The organism is Pigmentiphaga sp. (assembly GCF_033795525.1).
Classification (GTDB): Bacteria; Pseudomonadota; Gammaproteobacteria; order Burkholderiales; family Burkholderiaceae_B; genus Pigmentiphaga.
This window is the reverse complement of sequence record NZ_JARYGM010000001.1, coordinates 196,492-213,347: the sequence shown is the minus strand read 5'-3', so window position 1 is coordinate 213,347 and position 16,856 is coordinate 196,492. Positions and strand designations below refer to the sequence as shown.

General features: G+C 64.6%; 21 protein-coding genes and 1 tRNA gene. 11 read left to right on the top strand and 11 right to left on the bottom strand.

What is annotated here, in order from left to right:
• A complete protein-coding gene (locus QHC78_RS01070) occupies positions 1-1,539 on the bottom strand; it encodes an alpha-amylase family glycosyl hydrolase (RefSeq protein WP_319742021.1) in 1,539 nt (512 codons plus the stop codon).
• A gap of 152 nt (positions 1,540-1,691) precedes the next feature.
• Here QHC78_RS01070 and QHC78_RS01065 point away from each other — a divergent pair, with 152 nt between their 5' ends.
• The 3 genes from QHC78_RS01065 to QHC78_RS01055 all read left to right on the top strand — a co-directional run bounded on the left by QHC78_RS01065 (position 1,692) and on the right by QHC78_RS01055 (position 3,137).
• Positions 1,692-1,949, top strand: coding sequence for a hypothetical protein (locus QHC78_RS01065; protein WP_319742020.1), 258 nt, complete (start codon positions 1,692-1,694; stop codon positions 1,947-1,949).
• A gap of 145 nt (positions 1,950-2,094) precedes the next feature.
• Positions 2,095-2,337 carry a hypothetical protein gene (locus tag QHC78_RS01060; RefSeq protein WP_319742019.1) on the top strand — a complete coding sequence of 81 codons (243 nt, stop codon included), beginning with the start codon at positions 2,095-2,097 and terminating at the stop codon, positions 2,335-2,337.
• Between the two features lie 596 nt (positions 2,338-2,933).
• The gene (locus tag QHC78_RS01055; protein ID WP_087780849.1) at positions 2,934-3,137 is read left to right on the top strand and encodes a cold-shock protein; all 204 of its coding nucleotides are present in this window, start codon (positions 2,934-2,936) and stop codon (positions 3,135-3,137) included.
• 107 nt (positions 3,138-3,244) lie between these two features.
• Here QHC78_RS01055 and QHC78_RS01050 read toward each other — a convergent pair whose 3' ends face one another.
• Complete coding sequence (locus QHC78_RS01050; RefSeq protein ID WP_319742018.1) at positions 3,245-4,276, bottom strand: endonuclease/exonuclease/phosphatase family protein; 1,032 nt, start codon at positions 4,274-4,276, stop codon at positions 3,245-3,247.
• A 183-nt stretch (positions 4,277-4,459) separates the two neighbouring features.
• Between QHC78_RS01050 and QHC78_RS01045 the strand changes: the two genes are divergently transcribed.
• Positions 4,460-4,535: transfer RNA gene (locus QHC78_RS01045), tRNA-His, on the top strand.
• 263 nt (positions 4,536-4,798) lie between these two features.
• The gene (locus QHC78_RS01040; RefSeq protein ID WP_319742017.1) at positions 4,799-5,230 is read left to right on the top strand and encodes a CBS domain-containing protein; all 432 of its coding nucleotides are present in this window, start codon (positions 4,799-4,801) and stop codon (positions 5,228-5,230) included.
• 47 nt (positions 5,231-5,277) lie between these two features.
• Here QHC78_RS01040 and QHC78_RS01035 read toward each other — a convergent pair whose 3' ends face one another.
• On the bottom strand, positions 5,278-5,541 hold the full coding sequence (locus QHC78_RS01035) for a KGG domain-containing protein (RefSeq protein WP_319742016.1): 264 nt from the start codon (positions 5,539-5,541) through the stop codon (positions 5,278-5,280).
• 238 nt (positions 5,542-5,779) lie between these two features.
• Between QHC78_RS01035 and QHC78_RS01030 the strand changes: the two genes are divergently transcribed.
• A complete protein-coding gene (locus QHC78_RS01030; RefSeq protein ID WP_319742015.1) occupies positions 5,780-6,268 on the top strand; it encodes a CinA family protein in 489 nt (162 codons plus the stop codon).
• A 39-nt stretch (positions 6,269-6,307) separates the two neighbouring features.
• Here QHC78_RS01030 and QHC78_RS01025 read toward each other — a convergent pair whose 3' ends face one another.
• On the bottom strand, positions 6,308-6,544 hold the full coding sequence (locus QHC78_RS01025; protein ID WP_319742014.1) for a hypothetical protein: 237 nt from the start codon (positions 6,542-6,544) through the stop codon (positions 6,308-6,310).
• Positions 6,545-6,736: 192 nt separating this feature from the next.
• Between QHC78_RS01025 and QHC78_RS01020 the strand changes: the two genes are divergently transcribed.
• Positions 6,737-7,042, top strand: a complete 306-nt coding sequence (locus tag QHC78_RS01020; RefSeq protein ID WP_319742013.1) for a hypothetical protein — start codon at positions 6,737-6,739, stop codon at positions 7,040-7,042.
• A gap of 226 nt (positions 7,043-7,268) precedes the next feature.
• Here the strand turns inward: QHC78_RS01020 and QHC78_RS01015 are convergent, their stop codons facing one another.
• Complete coding sequence (locus QHC78_RS01015; RefSeq protein ID WP_319742012.1) at positions 7,269-7,745, bottom strand: hypothetical protein; 477 nt, start codon at positions 7,743-7,745, stop codon at positions 7,269-7,271.
• Between the two features lie 77 nt (positions 7,746-7,822).
• Positions 7,823-8,263 carry a hypothetical protein gene (locus QHC78_RS01010; RefSeq protein WP_319742011.1) on the bottom strand — a complete coding sequence of 147 codons (441 nt, stop codon included), beginning with the start codon at positions 8,261-8,263 and terminating at the stop codon, positions 7,823-7,825.
• A 76-nt stretch (positions 8,264-8,339) separates the two neighbouring features.
• Between QHC78_RS01010 and QHC78_RS01005 the strand changes: the two genes are divergently transcribed.
• The 3 genes from QHC78_RS01005 to QHC78_RS00995 are packed head-to-tail and all read left to right on the top strand — an operon-like array spanning position 8,340 to position 10,891.
• On the top strand, positions 8,340-9,329 hold the full coding sequence (locus tag QHC78_RS01005; protein WP_319742010.1) for a GGDEF domain-containing protein: 990 nt from the start codon (positions 8,340-8,342) through the stop codon (positions 9,327-9,329).
• Between the two features lie 40 nt (positions 9,330-9,369).
• Positions 9,370-9,990, top strand: coding sequence for a PIN domain-containing protein (locus QHC78_RS01000; RefSeq protein ID WP_319742009.1), 621 nt, complete (start codon positions 9,370-9,372; stop codon positions 9,988-9,990).
• A gap of 55 nt (positions 9,991-10,045) precedes the next feature.
• Positions 10,046-10,891 carry a ZIP family metal transporter gene (locus QHC78_RS00995; protein WP_319742008.1) on the top strand — a complete coding sequence of 282 codons (846 nt, stop codon included), beginning with the start codon at positions 10,046-10,048 and terminating at the stop codon, positions 10,889-10,891.
• Positions 10,892-10,903: 12 nt separating this feature from the next.
• On the opposite strand, the gene QHC78_RS00990 is transcribed toward QHC78_RS00995, so the two are convergent.
• The 4 genes from QHC78_RS00990 to QHC78_RS00975 form a co-directional block, all read right to left on the bottom strand.
• Positions 10,904-12,589, bottom strand: coding sequence for a Na/Pi cotransporter family protein (locus tag QHC78_RS00990; protein ID WP_319742007.1), 1,686 nt, complete (start codon positions 12,587-12,589; stop codon positions 10,904-10,906).
• Positions 12,590-12,593: 4 nt separating this feature from the next.
• A complete protein-coding gene (locus QHC78_RS00985; protein ID WP_319742006.1) occupies positions 12,594-13,376 on the bottom strand; it encodes a 3-hydroxybutyrate dehydrogenase in 783 nt (260 codons plus the stop codon).
• Between the two features lie 37 nt (positions 13,377-13,413).
• Positions 13,414-14,415 (bottom strand): LLM class flavin-dependent oxidoreductase, encoded by a 1,002-nt coding sequence (locus QHC78_RS00980; protein WP_319742005.1) that lies wholly within the window; start codon positions 14,413-14,415, stop codon positions 13,414-13,416.
• Between the two features lie 64 nt (positions 14,416-14,479).
• Positions 14,480-15,331 (bottom strand): DMT family transporter, encoded by an 852-nt coding sequence (locus QHC78_RS00975; protein ID WP_319742004.1) that lies wholly within the window; start codon positions 15,329-15,331, stop codon positions 14,480-14,482.
• Positions 15,332-15,599: 268 nt separating this feature from the next.
• Here QHC78_RS00975 and htpX point away from each other — a divergent pair, with 268 nt between their 5' ends.
• Positions 15,600-16,475 carry a protease HtpX gene (htpX, locus tag QHC78_RS00970; protein WP_319742003.1) on the top strand — a complete coding sequence of 292 codons (876 nt, stop codon included), beginning with the start codon at positions 15,600-15,602 and terminating at the stop codon, positions 16,473-16,475.
• A gap of 51 nt (positions 16,476-16,526) precedes the next feature.
• Here htpX and QHC78_RS00965 read toward each other — a convergent pair whose 3' ends face one another.
• Positions 16,527-16,841, bottom strand: coding sequence for a BON domain-containing protein (locus QHC78_RS00965; protein WP_319742001.1), 315 nt, complete (start codon positions 16,839-16,841; stop codon positions 16,527-16,529).
• Positions 16,842-16,856: the final 15 nt, after the last annotated feature.

The window sequence follows — 16,856 nt, the reverse complement described above, 5'->3', positions numbered from 1 at the left end:
TCATGTCTCCGGTTCGAGGATTACAGCCTGTTCGCGTTCCAGCTTGCCGGGGAAGCGAGTTCCCGCCGCCGGCCCGCCCTCGCTGTACAGGGCAGCGCGCCATTTGCCCGGAGGCGTGAATTGCAGTTCGCGGTCGGCGAAGTTCACGCAGACCAGCCGGACGTCGTCGCCGTAGCGGCGCCGGAAGGCCAGGATTTCGGGCGGGGAATCGATTTCCTCCCAGTCGCCCAGCCGCAGTGCCGGACTTGCCCTGCGGAGCTCCAGCGCATGCCGGTACAGGTGGAAGATGGATCCGGAGTCGGCCCATTGCCGCTCGGCCGAATGCTGACCTGGGTTCGGGGGGAACGGTAGCCAGGGCGGGGCGCCGTTCCAGCCATGCGGCGGCTGCTCGGTCCACGGCAGCGGCGCCCGGCAGCCATCGCGGCCGCCCGGGTCGACGCGCCGGTCCGGGTCGATGCGGGCGTCCTCCAGTCCCAGTTCCTCACCCTGGAACAGGAAGGGCGTGCCTCGCAGCGACAGCAGCAGGATCGCCGCCGCCCGTGCGCGCCGCAGCGAACCGTTATAACGCGTGCGATGCCGCACGTTGTCGTGGTTCGACAGCACCCAGGTGGGCCAGGCATCTGCCGGCCGCATGAGGGTGTCCACCTCGCGTATGCACGTGCGAAAGACGATGGGATCCCAGGGGGCGTCCAGCGGCGGGAAGTTGAACGACATGTGCAGTTCGTCGCCCGCGCCGTAGTACTGGAGCACGCTTGCCGTCGAGCGGATGTTGACTTCGCCCACGAGCACCCGGTCGCCGGGGTAGCTATCGACCAGCCGCCGTATGCCGCGCAGTACTTCGTGGCTGTATGGCTGGTCGTTGAAGTCGACCAGCGCTTCCCCAGCCAGGCAGCGAGGGTGGTCGGCGAAGGTGGGGTCCTTGCCGGTGCAGTGCGCTACGTCGATACGAAAACCGTCGACACCCCGGTCCAGCCAGAAGCGCAGCACGCCATGCATGGCTTCCACTACTTCCGGGTTGCGCCAGTTGAGGTCGGGTTGCTGCGGCAGAAAAAAATGCAGGTAGTACTGGCCGGTCTTCTCATCCCAGGTCCAGGCGCTGCCGGCTCCGAGCGCGGCGCGCCAGTCGTTCGGTTCGTCGCGCCAGATGTACCAGTCGCGCTTGGGGCTCGCGCGCGACGACCTCGATTCGATAAACCAGGGATGGCGATCGGACGTGTGGTTGGGTACGAAGTCGAGCAGCAGGCGCAGGCCGCGTGCATGTGCTTCGTCGATCAGGCGCTGGACATCGTCCAGCGTCCCGAAGAGGGGATCGATATCGCAATAGTCGCTGATGTCGTAGCCCGCATCGGCCATGGGCGACTTGAATACCGGCGACACCCATACCGTATCGGCGCCCAGTCTGCAGATGTGGTCCAGGTGCGCCAGTATGCCCGGGATGTCGCCCACACCGTCGCCGTTGGAGTCGGCAAAGGAGCGCGGATAGATCTGATATACCACCGCGCTTTTCCACCAGATTTCATCGGAGTACGTACCAGTCATGCGGGTTGCCGGAGTGTTCTTGTTCAGACCGCGGTTCAGCAAGTGATATTCCTAAGAGAAATCGGTATATCGGACGGATACCCTTGGCAGTGACGTTGAACTTTCTGGGTCATCCCCTTGCCTCACGCATGTATTGTCTACAGGAGGGTGCTATGTCCGACGGCGCAGGAGACTTCTACAAGGGCTACTACATCCGCACTGTGGCACGCCCGGTCAATCATCCCCGGGACGGCATGACGGTGTTGTTCGAAGGACTGGCCACCATCTCGCTCGATCCCGCGGCACAGTTCCACGCGCTGCCCGCCGAGCAGCATCTGGGCGACGACCAGGTGTTCGGCACGGAGTTCGAGGCTCACCGGTACGCCGAAAGAGCGGCCAAGCGCTATATCGACAAGCTGGAAAGAGGGTAGTAGTCCTCGGTGCCGGGCGTTCCCCGCGCGCGATCGAGGCTGGTAGAAGCGCCGCCGGCGCGGTGCACTATTCGCACTTCAGGCTTGGCCCTGGAGGGGCTGGGCACGGCCGGCGGCTGCGGACTAGCCGTTACTGATTCGGTTTTTGCTGTTGTTGTTTGTTCTGTTGGCCGGGCTGTTGGCCACGCTGCTGTTGTTGTTCCTGTTGCTGCTGGCCAGGGTTCTGCTGTCCGGGCTGAACGTTCGGACGTTGCTGCGAACCGCGTTGACCCTGCTGCTGGTCCATGCCGGTCTGCTGCTCGTTCTGCCGCGGGCTTTGCTGGCCTTGGCCGGGTTGGGTCTGACCGGGCTGCTGTTTCTGCTGATCCATAAACTTTCTCCTATTTGACGCATTCGCTCGGCCCCGCAGCCATGAAGCGGGGCCTGCCGCGGCGTGAAAACCGCGTCTTTATGCGTCCGCAATTCGCGTGCCGCGATGAACCATACCCAAAATCATTATGCTGTCCTGTCCATGTAAATATGGGACGATCGGCTTGTAATTTCTTCTAGACCGTTCGCCGGCTGTCGGGAAATTTTTATAGGTATTTCCCTTATACGGGAAAACGATAGGTTTAGAGGGTTGAGATCCAAGTATCTACGTGGAAACCCTCGCGCAAATAGTTGATTTTGTCCACTATGTGGGTGATATGCCGCATTATGCTTCGCATTTTGTAGTCAAGCCTGCCTAATCTGGCCATTAACCCGGCGATATTTGCAAAATCCCGATTCAAATAACGGTCGTATTCGGGTAATAAGGTTGTATCCGACGGAAACGAAAACGAGTTGACTAAGCGATCATTGCATCGCATAGTGATTTTCAAGGTGTCAGGTTAGGGTTCTACACGCGGTTTGGTCGGCAAGTCGGCTCTCCATTGGTCACGGCCCACCCTTGATTCCGGTTTTGTGGTATTCGCGGCAAGTACATATTCAGGAAGGAAGTGCATCATGGCCACAGGCATCGTTAAATGGTTCAACGACGACAAGGGATACGGCTTCATCATGCCGGATGATGGAGGCAAGGATTTGTTCGCTCATTTCTCCGAGATCCAGGCGGAAGGGCGCAAGACGCTGTACGAGAACCAAAAGGTCAGCTTCGAGGCCGTCCAGGGTCCCAAGGGCCCGCAGGCTTCGAAGATCCGCGTGCTGTAAAGCGGTCCCAGCCGAGAAAAAGCCCCTGTCATGCAGGGGCTTTTTGCTTTTGTGCATCGCCGGAGGCCGCGGCTTGGCACCGTGGTCCCCCGGCTTGTGCCGTCAGCTCAATTTTGGCTGTTCGGACGATAATTGAACGTGGCGCGGACGATCCCATGGTCGTTGGCACCTAGCCGTTTGTGGTCGTCGAAGTCCAGATGGTCGTTGTTGATGACCAGCCCGTCGAACATCCATAGGCGCTTGCGGCTATTGTCGTAGAACTCCTGGCTGACGAGGATGTGATCGAGTGACTCCCGGATGTCCTGGTAGACGTGGGTGTAGTACACGTCGCGCGTGTCCCGGTATTCCTGCAGGGTCTGCGCCGTATAAAGCGCGACGTCGCCGCCTCCTTCGGAGTCCCCGACCAGGTAGCGGGGCTGATCGGTGAGGATATTGGCGGTGTTGCTGTGCTGGCCGTCGTTGATGTCGCCCAGCACGATTACCGGCGTGTCGTTGCCCTTCATCAGCTCGCTGAGCAAAAAGCGCAGCGCGGCCGCTTCGGCGGTGCGGCGGATGGTAGAGAGGGCCGCGCCCAGATTCTTGGCGTGCTTCGCGTAGGCGGATTTGGCGTCGATGTACCAATCCTCTCTGTACACCTGGGTGGGGGCCTTGGATTTGAAATGGCACACATAAACATGCACCAGCGGTCCATCCTCGCGCGGCTGTATCGTGAAATGCAACACGGGGCGGGAGAACCCCCGGATATTGACGCTAATCTGAGGCGTCTGAGGGTCGTCCCCGCTCGAATGCAACATGAAGGCCTCCGGAAAATCGCTGATCCATTCGGCCTCGCCGGCTAGCAGCCCCTTGCGGACCACGGCCGCGCAGACGATCCGCGAACCGTCCGCGTCTTCGGGTACCAGCATGTCGTATGTGCCGGCCAAGCCGGACGCCTGCAACGCACGGGCAAGCGAATCCCTGTGCCACAATTCCTGAAAGCCGAATACATCCGCATCGAGCAGTGTTAGCTGGCCGGCCGTCCAGTCGATTTTCTTGCGGTACTCGGCTTGGCTCCAGCCCTCGCCGGTGTAGACGCGGCGGCCGGGCTCGTTCAGGTTGTACAGGTTGAACGTCGCGATACTGAGACGGGTAAGCTTCATCGGCGGCTCCTGGATGACTGCCGACGAAGCTAGCAACGCCGTATGACCGGGATATGGTTGCGACGCCCAGGGGTAGCCGGGGGTAGCAGCGCCCCGGCGGGGCGTTGCGCACGCGGCCGCAAAGTTCGCTATAATGGCGTTCTTTCGTGCCTGCGCCTTGCAGTGCACGCATTGCTGACCGTGGTGGCTGTAGCTCAGTTGGTAGAGTCCCGGATTGTGATTCCGGTTGTCGTGGGTTCGAGTCCCATCAGCCACCCCATTCGCATACCTAGCTTAGGCGCTAGCCTATCCGGTCCGCCTCCGGGGCAGATCTCAAAGTAGCCGCCCGGCTACGTTTCGTTCCCGCCCGCTTTTTCTTTCCGCTCCCTTTCGCCCGGCTTTTGCTGCGCTTGTTTGCCGTGGACTCGTTCCCTTCCCTTGCGAGGTCGCCTTCTGGGCCTGTGCGGGCGCGGGACTCTATGGGCATATCGGTTGCTGCCCACGCCCAAGCCGCATTTGCGGCTTTTTTTCAAGGAGAGTCCCATGCAAATCGCAGAGATCATGACCCGCGACGTGGCGTACTTATCGGCCGACGAGTCGATACAGCGCGCTGCACAGTTGATGGCCGACCTGGATATCGGCGCGGTGCCCGTTTGCGACGGCAGGCGCCTGATCGGCGTGGTCACCGACCGCGACATCGCGGTACGCTGCATAGCCGCAGGCGCATCGCCATCCGCCAGCGTGCGCGAAGCGATGACTGCCCATGTGAGCTGGTGCTATGCAGACGAAGACGCCGAGACGGTCAAGGCCAAAATGCGCGACGAACAGATCCGCAGAATGCCCATCCTCGGCAAGAACAACGAGTTGGTCGGGGTAGTGTCGTTGGGGGATTTGGCCACCAAGGCCGGCGACACGGACGACACCTTGGCGGGGATATCGGAGCCTGCGCGCGCTTCAGGCGAGTTGTTTCGCTAGCGCGCGGGATAGGCCCGGCTGGCGGTTGCCGAGCCGGGCGCTTGGGCTCACGAGCTGCCCGGGCTGGCCTGCACCGGTTCTTCCCGGGGGGTGCCCTGGGCCTGGGCTTGCTGAGCTTGCGCTTCTGCCGCGCGGCGGCGTCGATGGGCGTGACTCAAGGCCCCGGCGGCCCGGGCTTCTTCCGAGTTGAATTCGTGCGCGTTGCCGGACTGGTGTGCGGCCCGGCCGCCCTCTGCCGAAATGGCGCGCTGCTTCTGGGGGTCCATGGCAGCAAAACCTCGAGGGCGCTTCTGGGGGGTAGGCGTAGGCATGAGGTCCTCCAAGTAAGGATGGTTCGAGTGGGGACGCGTGCAATCGCAAGCCTTGTGCCAGCCTGCCCGAACGAGGATCGGGACATGTTGCGAGGGAGGTTGGTCGCGCATGCCCGGGCAGAAGGCGCAGGATTTACACTGCTTTCCAGAGATTTGCTCATCCTTGCGCAGCGCAGCAACCGGCACGCCGGGTACGGCGCGTGCTGAAGCGCGTCATCGCCACGACCGGGGACCGCGCGTGCAGAATCTCGAACACATCGCCCGCTACATGCAGGAACGCCGCCTGTTGCTGGCCACCGCGGAATCCTGCACCGCCGGGCTGATAGCAGCCATGCTGGCGGACGTCGAGGGTGCGGGCGCTTTGCTGGACTGCGCTTTCGTGGCTTACTCGCCCGAAGCAAAAATGCAGGCGTTGGGGGTTCCCTCCAGGATTCTTAAAGCGTATAACCTCACCAGCGAGCCGGTGGCGCGCGCGATGGCCCGCGGCGCGCTGCTTCGCAGCCGCGCTAATGCAGCGATTGCGAACACCGGGGTGGCCGATGGCGGGGCGGCAGGCGTCGCGGCCGGCACGCAGTGCTTTGCATGGGCCTTCGAGCGCAACAATGAGGCCAAGGTGTATAGCGAGACGCGCCGCTTCACCGGCGGACGCAACGAGGTCCGCGAGCGGGCTGCGCGCTATGCGCTGGCCCGCCTGCAGCACTACGCCGACCTGGCCGCGGCCGGGTAGGGCTTGGCTAAACCAAGGCTGGCGCCGTGTAGGCCGGCGTCAATGCCGTTCGCCGTCCTCGGGCGCGGGCTCGTCGGCCTGGCACAGCGTGGCGATCACGTTCTGCCAGCCCTTCTTGAATGACGGGTGGGCCTCGTTCAGGGTCGGCTCCACCTGCTGCGCGATGGCTTGCATGACCTGGCGCAGTTGCTGCGAGTTGGGATGGGCGGAAATCAGCATGCTCACCACGTTTTGCAGGGCGGTGATTTGTCCCTTCAGGAATTCGGGGTCGGTCACGATGGCTCCTTCTACGGCTTCATGGGAATTGTCGGGCTCGAATCGAGCTTAACCGGCATCTTAACGGTTCCCCGGAAAGGCATTTTCTCAAGGGTTTCCGCCAAGCTTGGGATAGGTAGATCTCCCAGTGTGGCGGCGCTGACATCGAGGTCCGATTGGTCTACGATTGGCGCACGCTGGAGGGCCGTTTGTATGGTGATTGATCGCAAGAAGCTGGTTTGTTATGTCGTTGCCGCCAAGGATGCGGCCGGCGAACCGCGTTGGTGTGCGCTCAACGAAGATCGTGAGTGGCTGACCAACCTCGGTGCCGAGCCTGCCGCCGCGGCGGAAAAGGCCGGCGTCTATTGCTGCAACCCGGGCCCCGAAGTGCGGCGTGCCGCTGCCGAGGCCCTGGGGGTCGACCCCGAGGGAGAATTCGTCGTCCATCGGCTGTTCCAGTCCTCCGATAGCGACGAATGCGCCGAGGTCATTGCCCGCAAGGTTTCGCTGGTTCACTGACTGCGGCGTCACGCATGCCGGTTAGCGGCTTGCGTACGGGCCGCCTTCTTGGCGGTTGCCGACCGCCGGGCGGCGCCTTGCGCGCGGCTCCCCGGACTCTCCGTGGCCGTGCGCCGTTTCGACGCTGCTTTCCCATGCGCCGCCAGGGCGTTCTTGGAAGCTCCTGCCTTTGCTTTCAGCAACCGGCATGCCCGAAGTGACTCCCCCCGTCTGCGCACCCCGGCGTTTATTCGACCGGCCCCGGACCGCCGGTCAGGACGCAATCGCCTACGGTGGGCGTGGCGCCTTGCAGCGTTGCCTCGTTGCACTTGAGGTAGACCTTGAAGCCACGCGGCAGGGTGTCGAGGGCAACCTGCTCCGGGCACCGTTGGCCGCGCTCGCAGGCCAGGTCGGATTTGAGCCGCGCGCGGACAGGCTGGGCCGGACTGGCCGCCTTCAAGTCCAGTTGCAGCTCGGTGTGGCCCACGGGGTGGATTTTTTGCAGCCAGCCGGACACGACGAAAGGCGTTTTCCGGTATTTTTCCAGCGCTTGCGGGTCGTGGGCGGTGAAGTCCGCATAGACCCGTTCGGCATCGTAGCGGGGCAGACCCTGGGGCGCGGTTTCTGCCTGCGTTGCCGGGCGGGTGGCGCGAGGTGCCGGGGCGTTGATGCACGCGTGGAGAAATACGAGGGTAAGGACGGCGAGCGACAGGTGGCCAAGCATGGCGTCTTCTTCGCGGAAGCGGAAAGGGGGGCGGCGCAGGCGCGCTGCCCGGATGGCAGCGCCGCACGGCCAGAGTGCTAGATGGCCGGGCGGGGCGCCGTGCCGGGCGCAGCGCCGGGGGCCGACATTCCGGTGGGGGCAGGCCGCGATGCGGCATCCGCCCGGGCCCGGCCGGCAGGCAGGACCGGAGCGACTTCGGGGCGGACTTCCGTCAGATTGTTCTGCAGCATGTAGTCGTTCATTTCCTTCCAGCCGTTGAAGATGGCTGCCTTGGACATGTGGGGATTGAACGTATAGCAATCTTCCAGCGCCCGGCCGGCCTGACGGCATGCGCTGCCTATGGCTCGTCCTTCGGATTCTTTCCGGGCCTCGATCTGCGAGACCGGCTGGAAGCCAAGGTAGTCGCAGCCGGCAGCCGGCAGCATGAGGGCCAGGGCCAGGAGCCGGCATCCGGCACGGGCCAGCTTCTGGCGCTTGACGAGGGCGGGAAGACGCAGGAGGGCGGTGTGGATGCTCATGACCGCCTTATCGGATGGCTGCGCCGGAACTGTAGGGCGAGCTCAACTTCGGGCGGCGGGTGCCGATAACCGCCACATGACCGGTCCAATTCCGTCCCACATGCCTCCCGACGGCGCGCCGGGCGATCTCGCCCTGCCTGACCGGGAGGCCCTGGCCCGCTCTCTGCTGTTCGCCGGCTGCTCGCCGGAACAGTGCGAGATGGCCCTCGCTTTCGCCTTCGTTACCCACCTGCCGCATGGCGCGTTGCTGCTGCAGCCCGGCGAGCCCAATCATCACGTCTACATCCTGGTCGAGGGGCAATTGGCTGCGTTCCTGGATGCCGATCTGCACAAGCGGGCGGCACGCTTCGTGCCCGGCGACTGCCTGGGCGAGCATGCGTTGATCGGACCGGAAGGCGGCACGACCTATGTCGTCGCGCAGTGGCCCTCGCGCCTGGTGGCGCTGGACGCCGCTCGCCTGCGGACCGTCATGGAGTCCGTGCCGCGCATCGCCCTGAACGCGCTCGACATGCTGAGCGCCAGGCTGCGTGCCGCCAATCTGCGCCATGACCCGGAAGAGCCGGCTCGCCTGGACTTCATGGCGAGCCATGACGCCGTTACCGGGCTGTACAACCGCCGTTGGATGATGCCGGCTTATGCCGCCGAAATCGCCCGGTGTGCCCGGGATGGCGAGCCACTGTGCCTGGCGCTCATCGATATCGACGGGTTCGGCCGGCTGAACCAGGCGTTGGGCCGCCTCGCCGGCGATGCTATCCTGCGCCAGTTGGCCGATCTGACGAGAAATCTGTTGCCGTCGCAGGACATGCTGGCACGTGTGACGGCGGACCGTTTCGCCATGCTGGTTCCCGCTTCACTGGCTGACGCGGTCGCGATCTGCGATCGGCTCCGGCAGCACGTGGGTGGTCGCCAGTTTGCGCTGCGTGGGCACATAGGGACGCAGATTACTTTGTCGATCGGGGTGGCTCAGGCCCGGGAGAACCTGGAGGCGACGCTCGCCCAGGCGCAGGCAGCGCTGGAGCGCGCCAAGGAGCGAGGACGCAATACGGTCGAACCTCCTCCGGGCTGAGCGTTTTTCTTTTCTGAACGTCATGCCGAAGGTGTGTTCCATGGATAGTGTGGGTGCCGAGGTCGAAGGCCTCGTGCCGCCCCTCTGGCTGGTCCTCGATGCCTGCGTGCTGATGTCGAGCATATTGCGGCCATTGCTGCTCGAGATGGCGGGTCAAGGCTGGTTCCGCCCGGTCTGGAGCGAGCGGATCGGCTTGGAATGGCGGCGCAATGCCGCCCGCATCTGGGGCGTTGCGCCGCCGGTGCTGGAGGCCGAATGGGCGTCGATGTGCCGCCGTTTTCCGGATGCCGACGCCGGCGACGTCTCCCCCTATGAGGTCGGCCTGACCTACAGCGACCCGAAAGACAGGCATGTGATCGCGGCCGGCCTGGCCAGCAGGGCGAGGGCAGCGCTCCAGGTACAGCCCGAGTTGCGTGTGCTGACCTGGAACCTCAAGGACTTCAACCGCTCCGAGCTGCGCCGGCAGGGCTTGTCGGTGTGGGATCCCGACCGTCAACTGGCCGCCTGGGTCGCGCAGGACCGGGCCGGGCTGCTGGCCGCGCTGGCCGGCGTGCCGGCATATGCGCGGGCGCTGGGGCGCGACGAACCCCTGGCTGCCACCCTGCGGCGCGAGCGCCTGTTTCGCACGGGCCGGCTGCTGGCCGGTGATCTCGATTCGTAAAACTCGGGAAGTTCCGTATACTTCTGTTTCTGCAACTGAGTTTCACGAGCACCCCGTGACCCTAACCTATATTCTGCTCGCCACGCTGGCGAGCGGAGTCCTGTCGGTAATCGTCGCCGGCTGGCTGGCGCTCCGGTATTTCGCGCGCTTCCTCCACCAGATGATCAGCTTTTCGGTGGGCATCATGCTGTCGGTCGCGTTGTTGCATACGCTGCCCGAGGCATTCGAGTCCGATGCCGATACGCACCTCTTGTTTGCGCTGCTTCTCGTCGGCCTGCTGGGCTTTTTCGTGTTGGAGAAGCTGGCCGTATTGCGCCACAGCCACCACCACGAGCACGACGGCCACGGCCATCCGCCCGGCCATGACGCGCATCAGGCGGGCCGGGGCGGCCTGGCCGTATTGGTCGGCGATGGCTTGCACAATTTCTGCGACGGCATCGTCATTGCCGCCGCTTTCCTGGCCGATCCCATGCTGGGGTTGCTGACCACGCTGACGATCGCTGTGCACGAGATCCCGCAGGAACTCGGCGATTTCATCGTGCTGGTCAACGCCGGTTTCACGCGCAAGCGGGCCTTGCTGTTCAATGTGCTATCAAGCATGACCGCCGTTGCCGGCGGCCTGGTCGGCTATTACCTGCTGGCCGATTCGCAAGAGTGGCTGCCCTATGTGCTGACGCTGGCCGCCAGCAGCTTCATCTACATTGCCGTGGCCGATCTCATGCCGCAGATGCAGCGTCGCACCACGGTGCGCGACAGCCTGCCGCAGTTCGCCCTGATTGCCGCTGGCGTGGTGGCCATCTACCTGGTCAATTCCGTTTTCCATGACCATGCCGCGGGAGCACTCGACGGACATGCACCGCATCATCCGGTCGAAGAAGTATCGCAGCCTGTGGGGTCGTGACAGCAACCCCGGCTATTTCGGTGTAGTTACTACCTCCGTTTCGCCGGCCGCCTCGAACGGAGCGGCTGGCGAGCCGGCCGGGTTCTCCAGTACCGAGTAGGCCGCCGAGGCGACCAGGTGGCTGTTGATGCGGCGCAAGTCACGCAGCACGTCCAGGTGCAGTCCGCTGGTTTCGGTGGTGTCTATGCGGCCGCTGCGCAGGCGGTCGAAGTGGGCCTGCGTGGCCGCGATCTCCATGTTCCGGAAAATCTCCTTCTCGGCCGCGAGCAGCCGCGCCGCGCGTGCGTCCTCGGTAACGAACAGGGACGCCGCCAGGCGCAGGTTCACCTCCAGGCGGCCGTGCATGTCGTCCAGCTCCCGCCGCCCCTCGGGCGAGAATGTCAGGCCTCGCTTATTGAGCCTGCCGATGTCGTTCAGGAGATTCTTGTCGACCACGTCCCCGGCATGCTCGAGATTGGTGATGAAGACGAGGATCTCGTTGGCCCGGCGGCGATCCTCTGCCGTCAGCTCGTCCTGGTCCAGGCCGGCGACGTAGGTCTTGATCGCGCCATTGAGCCGGTCGAGGATGTCGTCCAGGCGGCGCGCTTCGGAGATGCGCTTGCGGTCGGCGCCTGCCAGCGCTTCGCGCGAATGATGCAGCATCGTCTGCAGCGTATCGGCCATGCGCAGGGCTTCGCGCGCTGCATTGCCGAGGGCGACTACCGGCATGCCGCGCGCCGCACTATCCAGGTACATGGGGCGGCCCGGGTCGGTCTCGTCGGGATGGGAAGGAAGCCAGCGGCGAAGCAGCGCGGCATACGGCGTGAGCAGGGGAAGGAAGACGGCTGCCAGCAGGAGGTTGAAGGCCGTATGGAAGTTGGCGACTGCGCGGGCGTTGTCGCCGGCCAGCTGGGTCATCCAGGGATGGACGGCGTCCAGCAGGGCCAAGCCGATCAGGACGCCGGCCGCCCGGTTGAGCAGATTGCCCAGCGGCAGCCGCCGCGCTTGGGGGTCGTCCTTGGCGGAGCCTTCCAGCAGCGGATTGATGGCGGTGCCCAGGTTGGCTCCCAGCACCAGCGCGAAGGCGACATCCATGGGCAGCAGCCCTTGCGCCGAGAACGACATGACCAGCACGACCACCGCGACGCTGGAGTGCGCGGCCCAAGCCAGCGCCGCGGCCAGCAGGATGGCCAGGCCGGGGTGGCCCGACAAGGCTTGCAGCACCCAGCGCAGGGCCGGCAGGTCGCGATAAGGCTCGAGTTGCGCGAGCAGCAGGTGCAGGGACAGCAGCAAGAGGCCCAGTCCGATAAAGACCCGGCCGAAGTCGCGCACATGGGAGGCGTTGCCGCGCCGGAACATGATCACGCCCACCAGCACCAGGACGGGCGCAATTCGCGAGATATCGAACGACAGGACTTGGACGATGAGCGTAGTGCCGACATTGGCGCCCAGCATGGCGCCGAGCGCCGGCACCAGGCCCACCAGGCCGCTGGCGGCGAAACCGGCCACGATCAGGCCGGTGGCGGTGCTGCTCTGTAGTAACGCCGTTACGCCGAGCCCGGCAAAAAATGCATAGATCCGGTTGCCCAGCGCCACGCCCAGCATGGTGCGCAGGCGCGGACCGAAGGCCCGCTGGATGCCGGTCTGCACCATGTGCACACCCCACAGCAACAGTGCGACGAAACCGGCGACGTCGAGAAACGTGAGGTAGGCGCCCATGCGGCTAGTGCATGTACCAACCGTGGCTTACCACGAAGGACTGCCCGGTGTAGGCGGCGGTCGGGAAGGTGGCCAGGAAGAGCACGGTCTGTGCGACATCCTGCAGCGTGGTGAATTCTCCGTCGACCGTGTTGCCCAGCATCACTTTCTTGACCACTTCTTCTTCGCTGATGCCCAGTTCTCGGGCCTGTTCGGGGATCTGCTTCTCGACCAGCGGCGTGCGGACGAAGCCCGGGCATACCACGTGGGAGCGCACGTTGTGCCGGGCCCCTTCCTTGGCCAGCACCCGGGCCAGTCCCAGCAGGCCGTGCTTGGCGGTGACGTAGGCCGATTTCAGCGGCGAGGCTTCGTGCGAATGCACCGACCCGGTGTAGATGACGATGCCGCCGCGATCGTCCCGGTACATGTGCTTGAGGGCTGCCTTGGTCGTCAGGAATGCGCCGTCCAGATGGATGGCCATCACCTTCTTCCAGTCGGCGTACGCGAACTGGTCGATCGGGTTGACCACTTGGACGCCCGCGTTGGACACCAGGATGTCCAGGCTGCCGAACGTATCGACGACCAGCTGGGTGCCTTGTTCCACCGCAGCCTCATCGGTGACATCGAAGTCTACCGCTACGGCCTGGCAGCCCTTGAGCTTGAGCTCGTCGGCCACGGCCTGGGCCGCGGCCAGGTTGATGTCCGCAATGGCGACGGCGCCGCCGGCGGCAGCCAGCGTATTGGCGATTTCCTTGCCGATGCCGCTGGCGGCGCCGGTGACGAGGGCGACTTTCCCGTGAAGCTGCATGTCTGGTCCCTTGCAAACGCGTTGGTCGGAATGGTGGTCAGGACATCAAGGCGGGCGCCAGCAACTGATAGCTGCGCACGCGGTCTTCGTGGCGATGGATCATGGAATTGACCATGACTTCTTGGGCGCCCGTTGCCTGCGCCAGGCTGCCAATGGAGGCGGCGAGCGCATCGGGCGTGCCGATGTGGATGCGGGTACGGTTGTACTGGCGCAGGGCTTCCTCGTCGGGCTGGTAGGCATAGGCCAGCGCTTCTTCGACGCTGGGCAGCGGATAACGCGTGCGCCCGGTACGCGTACGCATCATGCTGAGATCGGCGGTCGCTGCCAGCCGCTCGGCTTCGTCTTGCGTGGGAGCGCAAATGGCGGAGACCGCGAGGATGGCGCGCGGCTCGTGGCCGAAGGGAGAGGCGCGGAATTCCTCGTGGTAAAGCCGCATGGCGGCATGGACGTTTTCCGGAACGATGTGGTGCGCGTAAGCGAAGCCAAAGCCGTTGACCGCGGCGACGCGGGCGCCGTAAAGGCTGGACCCCAATATCCAGATGGGCGGGCAGGGCACGCCTACCGGTGTGGCGCGTACGCGGGCATGAGGGTGATCGGCCGGCATCGCGTCCTTCAGGTACCCGACCAGGTCGGCCAGCTGGCGGGGGAATTCGTCGGCATCGGCATGGCCCCGGCGCAGCGCGCTCGCGGTGACGGGATCCGTGCCGGGGGCGCGTCCCAGCCCGAGGTCGATCCGGCCGGGGAACATTGCCTCGAGGACACGGAAGGTTTCGGCGACCTTGAGGGGACTGTGATTGGGTAGCATGATGCCCCCTGAGCCCACGCGCAGCCGCGTGGTGGCGGCCGCAATGCGTCCTATGAGCAGTTCCGGCGCCGAGCACGCCAGCATGCCCGTGTTGTGGTGCTCGGCCAGCCAGTAGCGGTGGTAGCCGGCCGCTTCGGCTTGGCGCGCGAGATCCACGCTGTTGGACAAGGCGTCGGAAGGAGTCAGCCCGGACGGGATGGGGCTCAGGTCGAGAACGGACAGTTTGAGGGGCATGGCGGCAAAGATGAGCTTAACCCTCCAAGTGTGAACCCGCTCCTGTTTTGCTGCAAGCCAGCATCTATGACCGGCGCGCCGCCGCCATCGTTCTCCACGTCGATACGAGCCCCGCGGTGGCGATCAGCAGCATGCCCAGCCATGCCAGCGCATCGAGCCTATCGTCCCAGAACAGGTAGCCGAGCAGGATGGAGAACGGGATGGTGCTGTATTGCAGGACCGCGGACAGCGCGGCCGAGCCGCGGCTGAATGCGCGCGTCATCGCGAACTGGCCCAGCAAGCCGCAGATGCCCACGCCCAGCAAGGTGAACCAGCCGTAGAGCGTGGGGGCCTGCCAGCCGGTGAGCAACGTGGCGATGCCTCCGGTCAGGCAAGAGGACAGTGCGAAGAACAGCACGATGCGCCATTCCGGCTCGCCCGACCGTCCCAGCGACCGCACTTGCATGACGGCGATGGCGGTCAGGCCGCCCGCGGTCAGTCCGAGCAGTGCCGCAAGCCATTGGGACTGGTCGAGCGTCGGGCGCAGGATCGCGATCACCCCGATGAAGCCGATAGCCACCGCGAGTGTGCGCAGCCGGTCTGTCAGGTCATGCGCCCGCCACGCCATCCAGCCGGCAATGAAAAGCGGCGATGTGTAGTTGAGCGTGATGGCCGTCGCCAGGGGCAGGCGGCCCATCGCGAAGAACGAGAACCAGATCGAACCGGCCCCCGCGATGTTGCGTAGCACATGCAGCCGCCAGGTGGGAGGAATGATGGTGCGCCGAGTGACGCAGGCCCAGGCGAGGATGCCAGCCGCCGTGGGCAAGCCCCGGAAAAGAATGATCTGGCCCAGGGACGCCTGCTCGGATGCGAATTTAACGAACATGGCCATGATGGCGAACATCAGCGAGGCAAACAGCATCCAGAGGGCTTGCATGGGGGCGTGGCGCGCGAAGGTGGGAAGTCGATTGTAGCTGCTGGGGTTAACCCGAATTTTCCCCTTGAAACCGCGCTCCCGGCTACCATATAGCCCCAGCCGGGACGTGGGTATCCTTCCTCCCCGGCCGTACTGCGGCGGCCGAGGGGAACTTCTTGCTATCCGCGGCCGTCACATGCGGCGCCGCGCGGGGCGGTTCCCGGTGGCCGAGGGGAAAGACCTTCCCCCCGGGATAAAACGTCAAAGGTTTTCGGAGCTTCTAGCCCTCATGAAACGGATCGTGCTATTTCTCGCGACCAACGTCGCGGTAATGTTGGTGTTGACGGCGACGCTGACGCTGTTCGGTGTCAACCGCTTCCTGACCGCCAACGGCCTGGACATCCAGACCCTGGCCATTTTCTCGCTTATCGTCGGTTTCACCGGTTCCACCATCTCGCTGCTCATGAGCAAGCCGATGGCCAAGTGGAGCACCGGTGCGCGGGTCATCGACCCCAATGCCCCGGGTAGCGCCGAAGAGCAATGGCTGCTCGACACCGTGCACCAGCTGGCCGACCGCGCCGGCATCGGCCGGCCCGAGGTAGCCATCTACGAGGGCGAACCCAACGCCTTTGCCACCGGTGCATTCAAGAACGATGCGCTGGTCGCCGTGTCCACGGGATTGCTGCGCAACATGACGGAAGAAGAAGTCAGCGCCGTGCTGGGACACGAGGTAGCACACATTGCCAATGGCGACATGGTCACGCTCACGCTGATTCAGGGCGTGGTCAATACCTTCGTCGTGTTCTTTGCCCGCGTGGTGGGCTATTTCGTGGATCAGGTGGTGCTCAAGAACGAACGGTCCGGCGGTATCGGTTATTTCGCTACGGTCATCGTATGTGAGCTGGTCTTCGGCGTCCTGGCGTCGATCATCGTCGCCTGGTTCTCGCGGCAGCGCGAGTTCCGCGCGGATGCCGGCTCGGCGCATCTTCTGGGTTCGCGCGAGCCCATGGTGCGGGCGTTGGCCCGGCTGGGCGGCCTCGAACCCGGGAACCTGCCCAAGAGTTTCGAGGCCTCGGGCATCGCCGGCGGCAAGGGCATTGGCGCCCTGTTTGCCTCGCATCCGCCCATCGAGGACCGCATTCGCGCCCTGATGGCCAGGGGTTGAAGGTAGCGGCGCTGCGCACGCCCTACGGAGCGTGCGCCGCCACCCGCAAGATCAGCGGGTCTTCACCCGCAGGTCGTTCTTCACGCTCTCCACGCCTTCCACGCCACGCGCGACTTCCACCGCCCGCGACGCCTGCGCCGACGAATCGACGAAGCCCGACAGCTGTACGGTGCGGCGGAAGGTCTCCACGTTGATGTCCGTCGCGCTGACGTCCTTGGCGGCGACCAGCGCCGCCTTCACCTTGGCCGTGATGGCCGCATCGCTGGCGTATTCGCCGGCCGATTGCTGGGTACGCGTAGACGTGCAGCCGCCCATGACGGTGGCGGTACCGATGATGCCTGCGACGAGCAAAGTGCGCACGTTCATGGTTTTTCTCCTTGG

Excerpts from the sequence above, each read along its gene's own strand:
- QHC78_RS01070 (WP_319742021.1), bottom strand. The coding sequence starts at position 1,539 with ATGACTGGTACGTACTCCGATGAAATCTGGTGGAAAAGCGCGGTGGTA.
- QHC78_RS01065 (WP_319742020.1), top strand. The coding sequence starts at position 1,692 with ATGTCCGACGGCGCAGGAGACTTCTACAAGGGCTACTACATCCGCACT.
- QHC78_RS01055 (WP_087780849.1), top strand. The coding sequence starts at position 2,934 with ATGGCCACAGGCATCGTTAAATGGTTCAACGACGACAAGGGATACGGC.
- QHC78_RS01050 (WP_319742018.1), bottom strand. The coding sequence starts at position 4,276 with ATGAAGCTTACCCGTCTCAGTATCGCGACGTTCAACCTGTACAACCTG.
- QHC78_RS01040 (WP_319742017.1), top strand. The coding sequence starts at position 4,799 with ATGCAAATCGCAGAGATCATGACCCGCGACGTGGCGTACTTATCGGCC.
- QHC78_RS01035 (WP_319742016.1), bottom strand. The coding sequence starts at position 5,541 with ATGCCTACGCCTACCCCCCAGAAGCGCCCTCGAGGTTTTGCTGCCATG.
- QHC78_RS01020 (WP_319742013.1), top strand. The coding sequence starts at position 6,737 with ATGGTGATTGATCGCAAGAAGCTGGTTTGTTATGTCGTTGCCGCCAAG.
- QHC78_RS01015 (WP_319742012.1), bottom strand. The coding sequence starts at position 7,745 with ATGCTTGGCCACCTGTCGCTCGCCGTCCTTACCCTCGTATTTCTCCAC.
- QHC78_RS01010 (WP_319742011.1), bottom strand. The coding sequence starts at position 8,263 with ATGAGCATCCACACCGCCCTCCTGCGTCTTCCCGCCCTCGTCAAGCGC.
- QHC78_RS01005 (WP_319742010.1), top strand. The coding sequence starts at position 8,340 with ATGACCGGTCCAATTCCGTCCCACATGCCTCCCGACGGCGCGCCGGGC.
- QHC78_RS01000 (WP_319742009.1), top strand. The coding sequence starts at position 9,370 with ATGGATAGTGTGGGTGCCGAGGTCGAAGGCCTCGTGCCGCCCCTCTGG.
- QHC78_RS00990 (WP_319742007.1), bottom strand. The coding sequence starts at position 12,589 with ATGGGCGCCTACCTCACGTTTCTCGACGTCGCCGGTTTCGTCGCACTG.
- QHC78_RS00985 (WP_319742006.1), bottom strand. The coding sequence starts at position 13,376 with ATGCAGCTTCACGGGAAAGTCGCCCTCGTCACCGGCGCCGCCAGCGGC.
- QHC78_RS00980 (WP_319742005.1), bottom strand. The coding sequence starts at position 14,415 with ATGCCCCTCAAACTGTCCGTTCTCGACCTGAGCCCCATCCCGTCCGGG.
- QHC78_RS00975 (WP_319742004.1), bottom strand. The coding sequence starts at position 15,331 with ATGCAAGCCCTCTGGATGCTGTTTGCCTCGCTGATGTTCGCCATCATG.
- htpX (WP_319742003.1), top strand. The coding sequence starts at position 15,600 with ATGAAACGGATCGTGCTATTTCTCGCGACCAACGTCGCGGTAATGTTG.
- QHC78_RS00965 (WP_319742001.1), bottom strand. The coding sequence starts at position 16,841 with ATGAACGTGCGCACTTTGCTCGTCGCAGGCATCATCGGTACCGCCACC.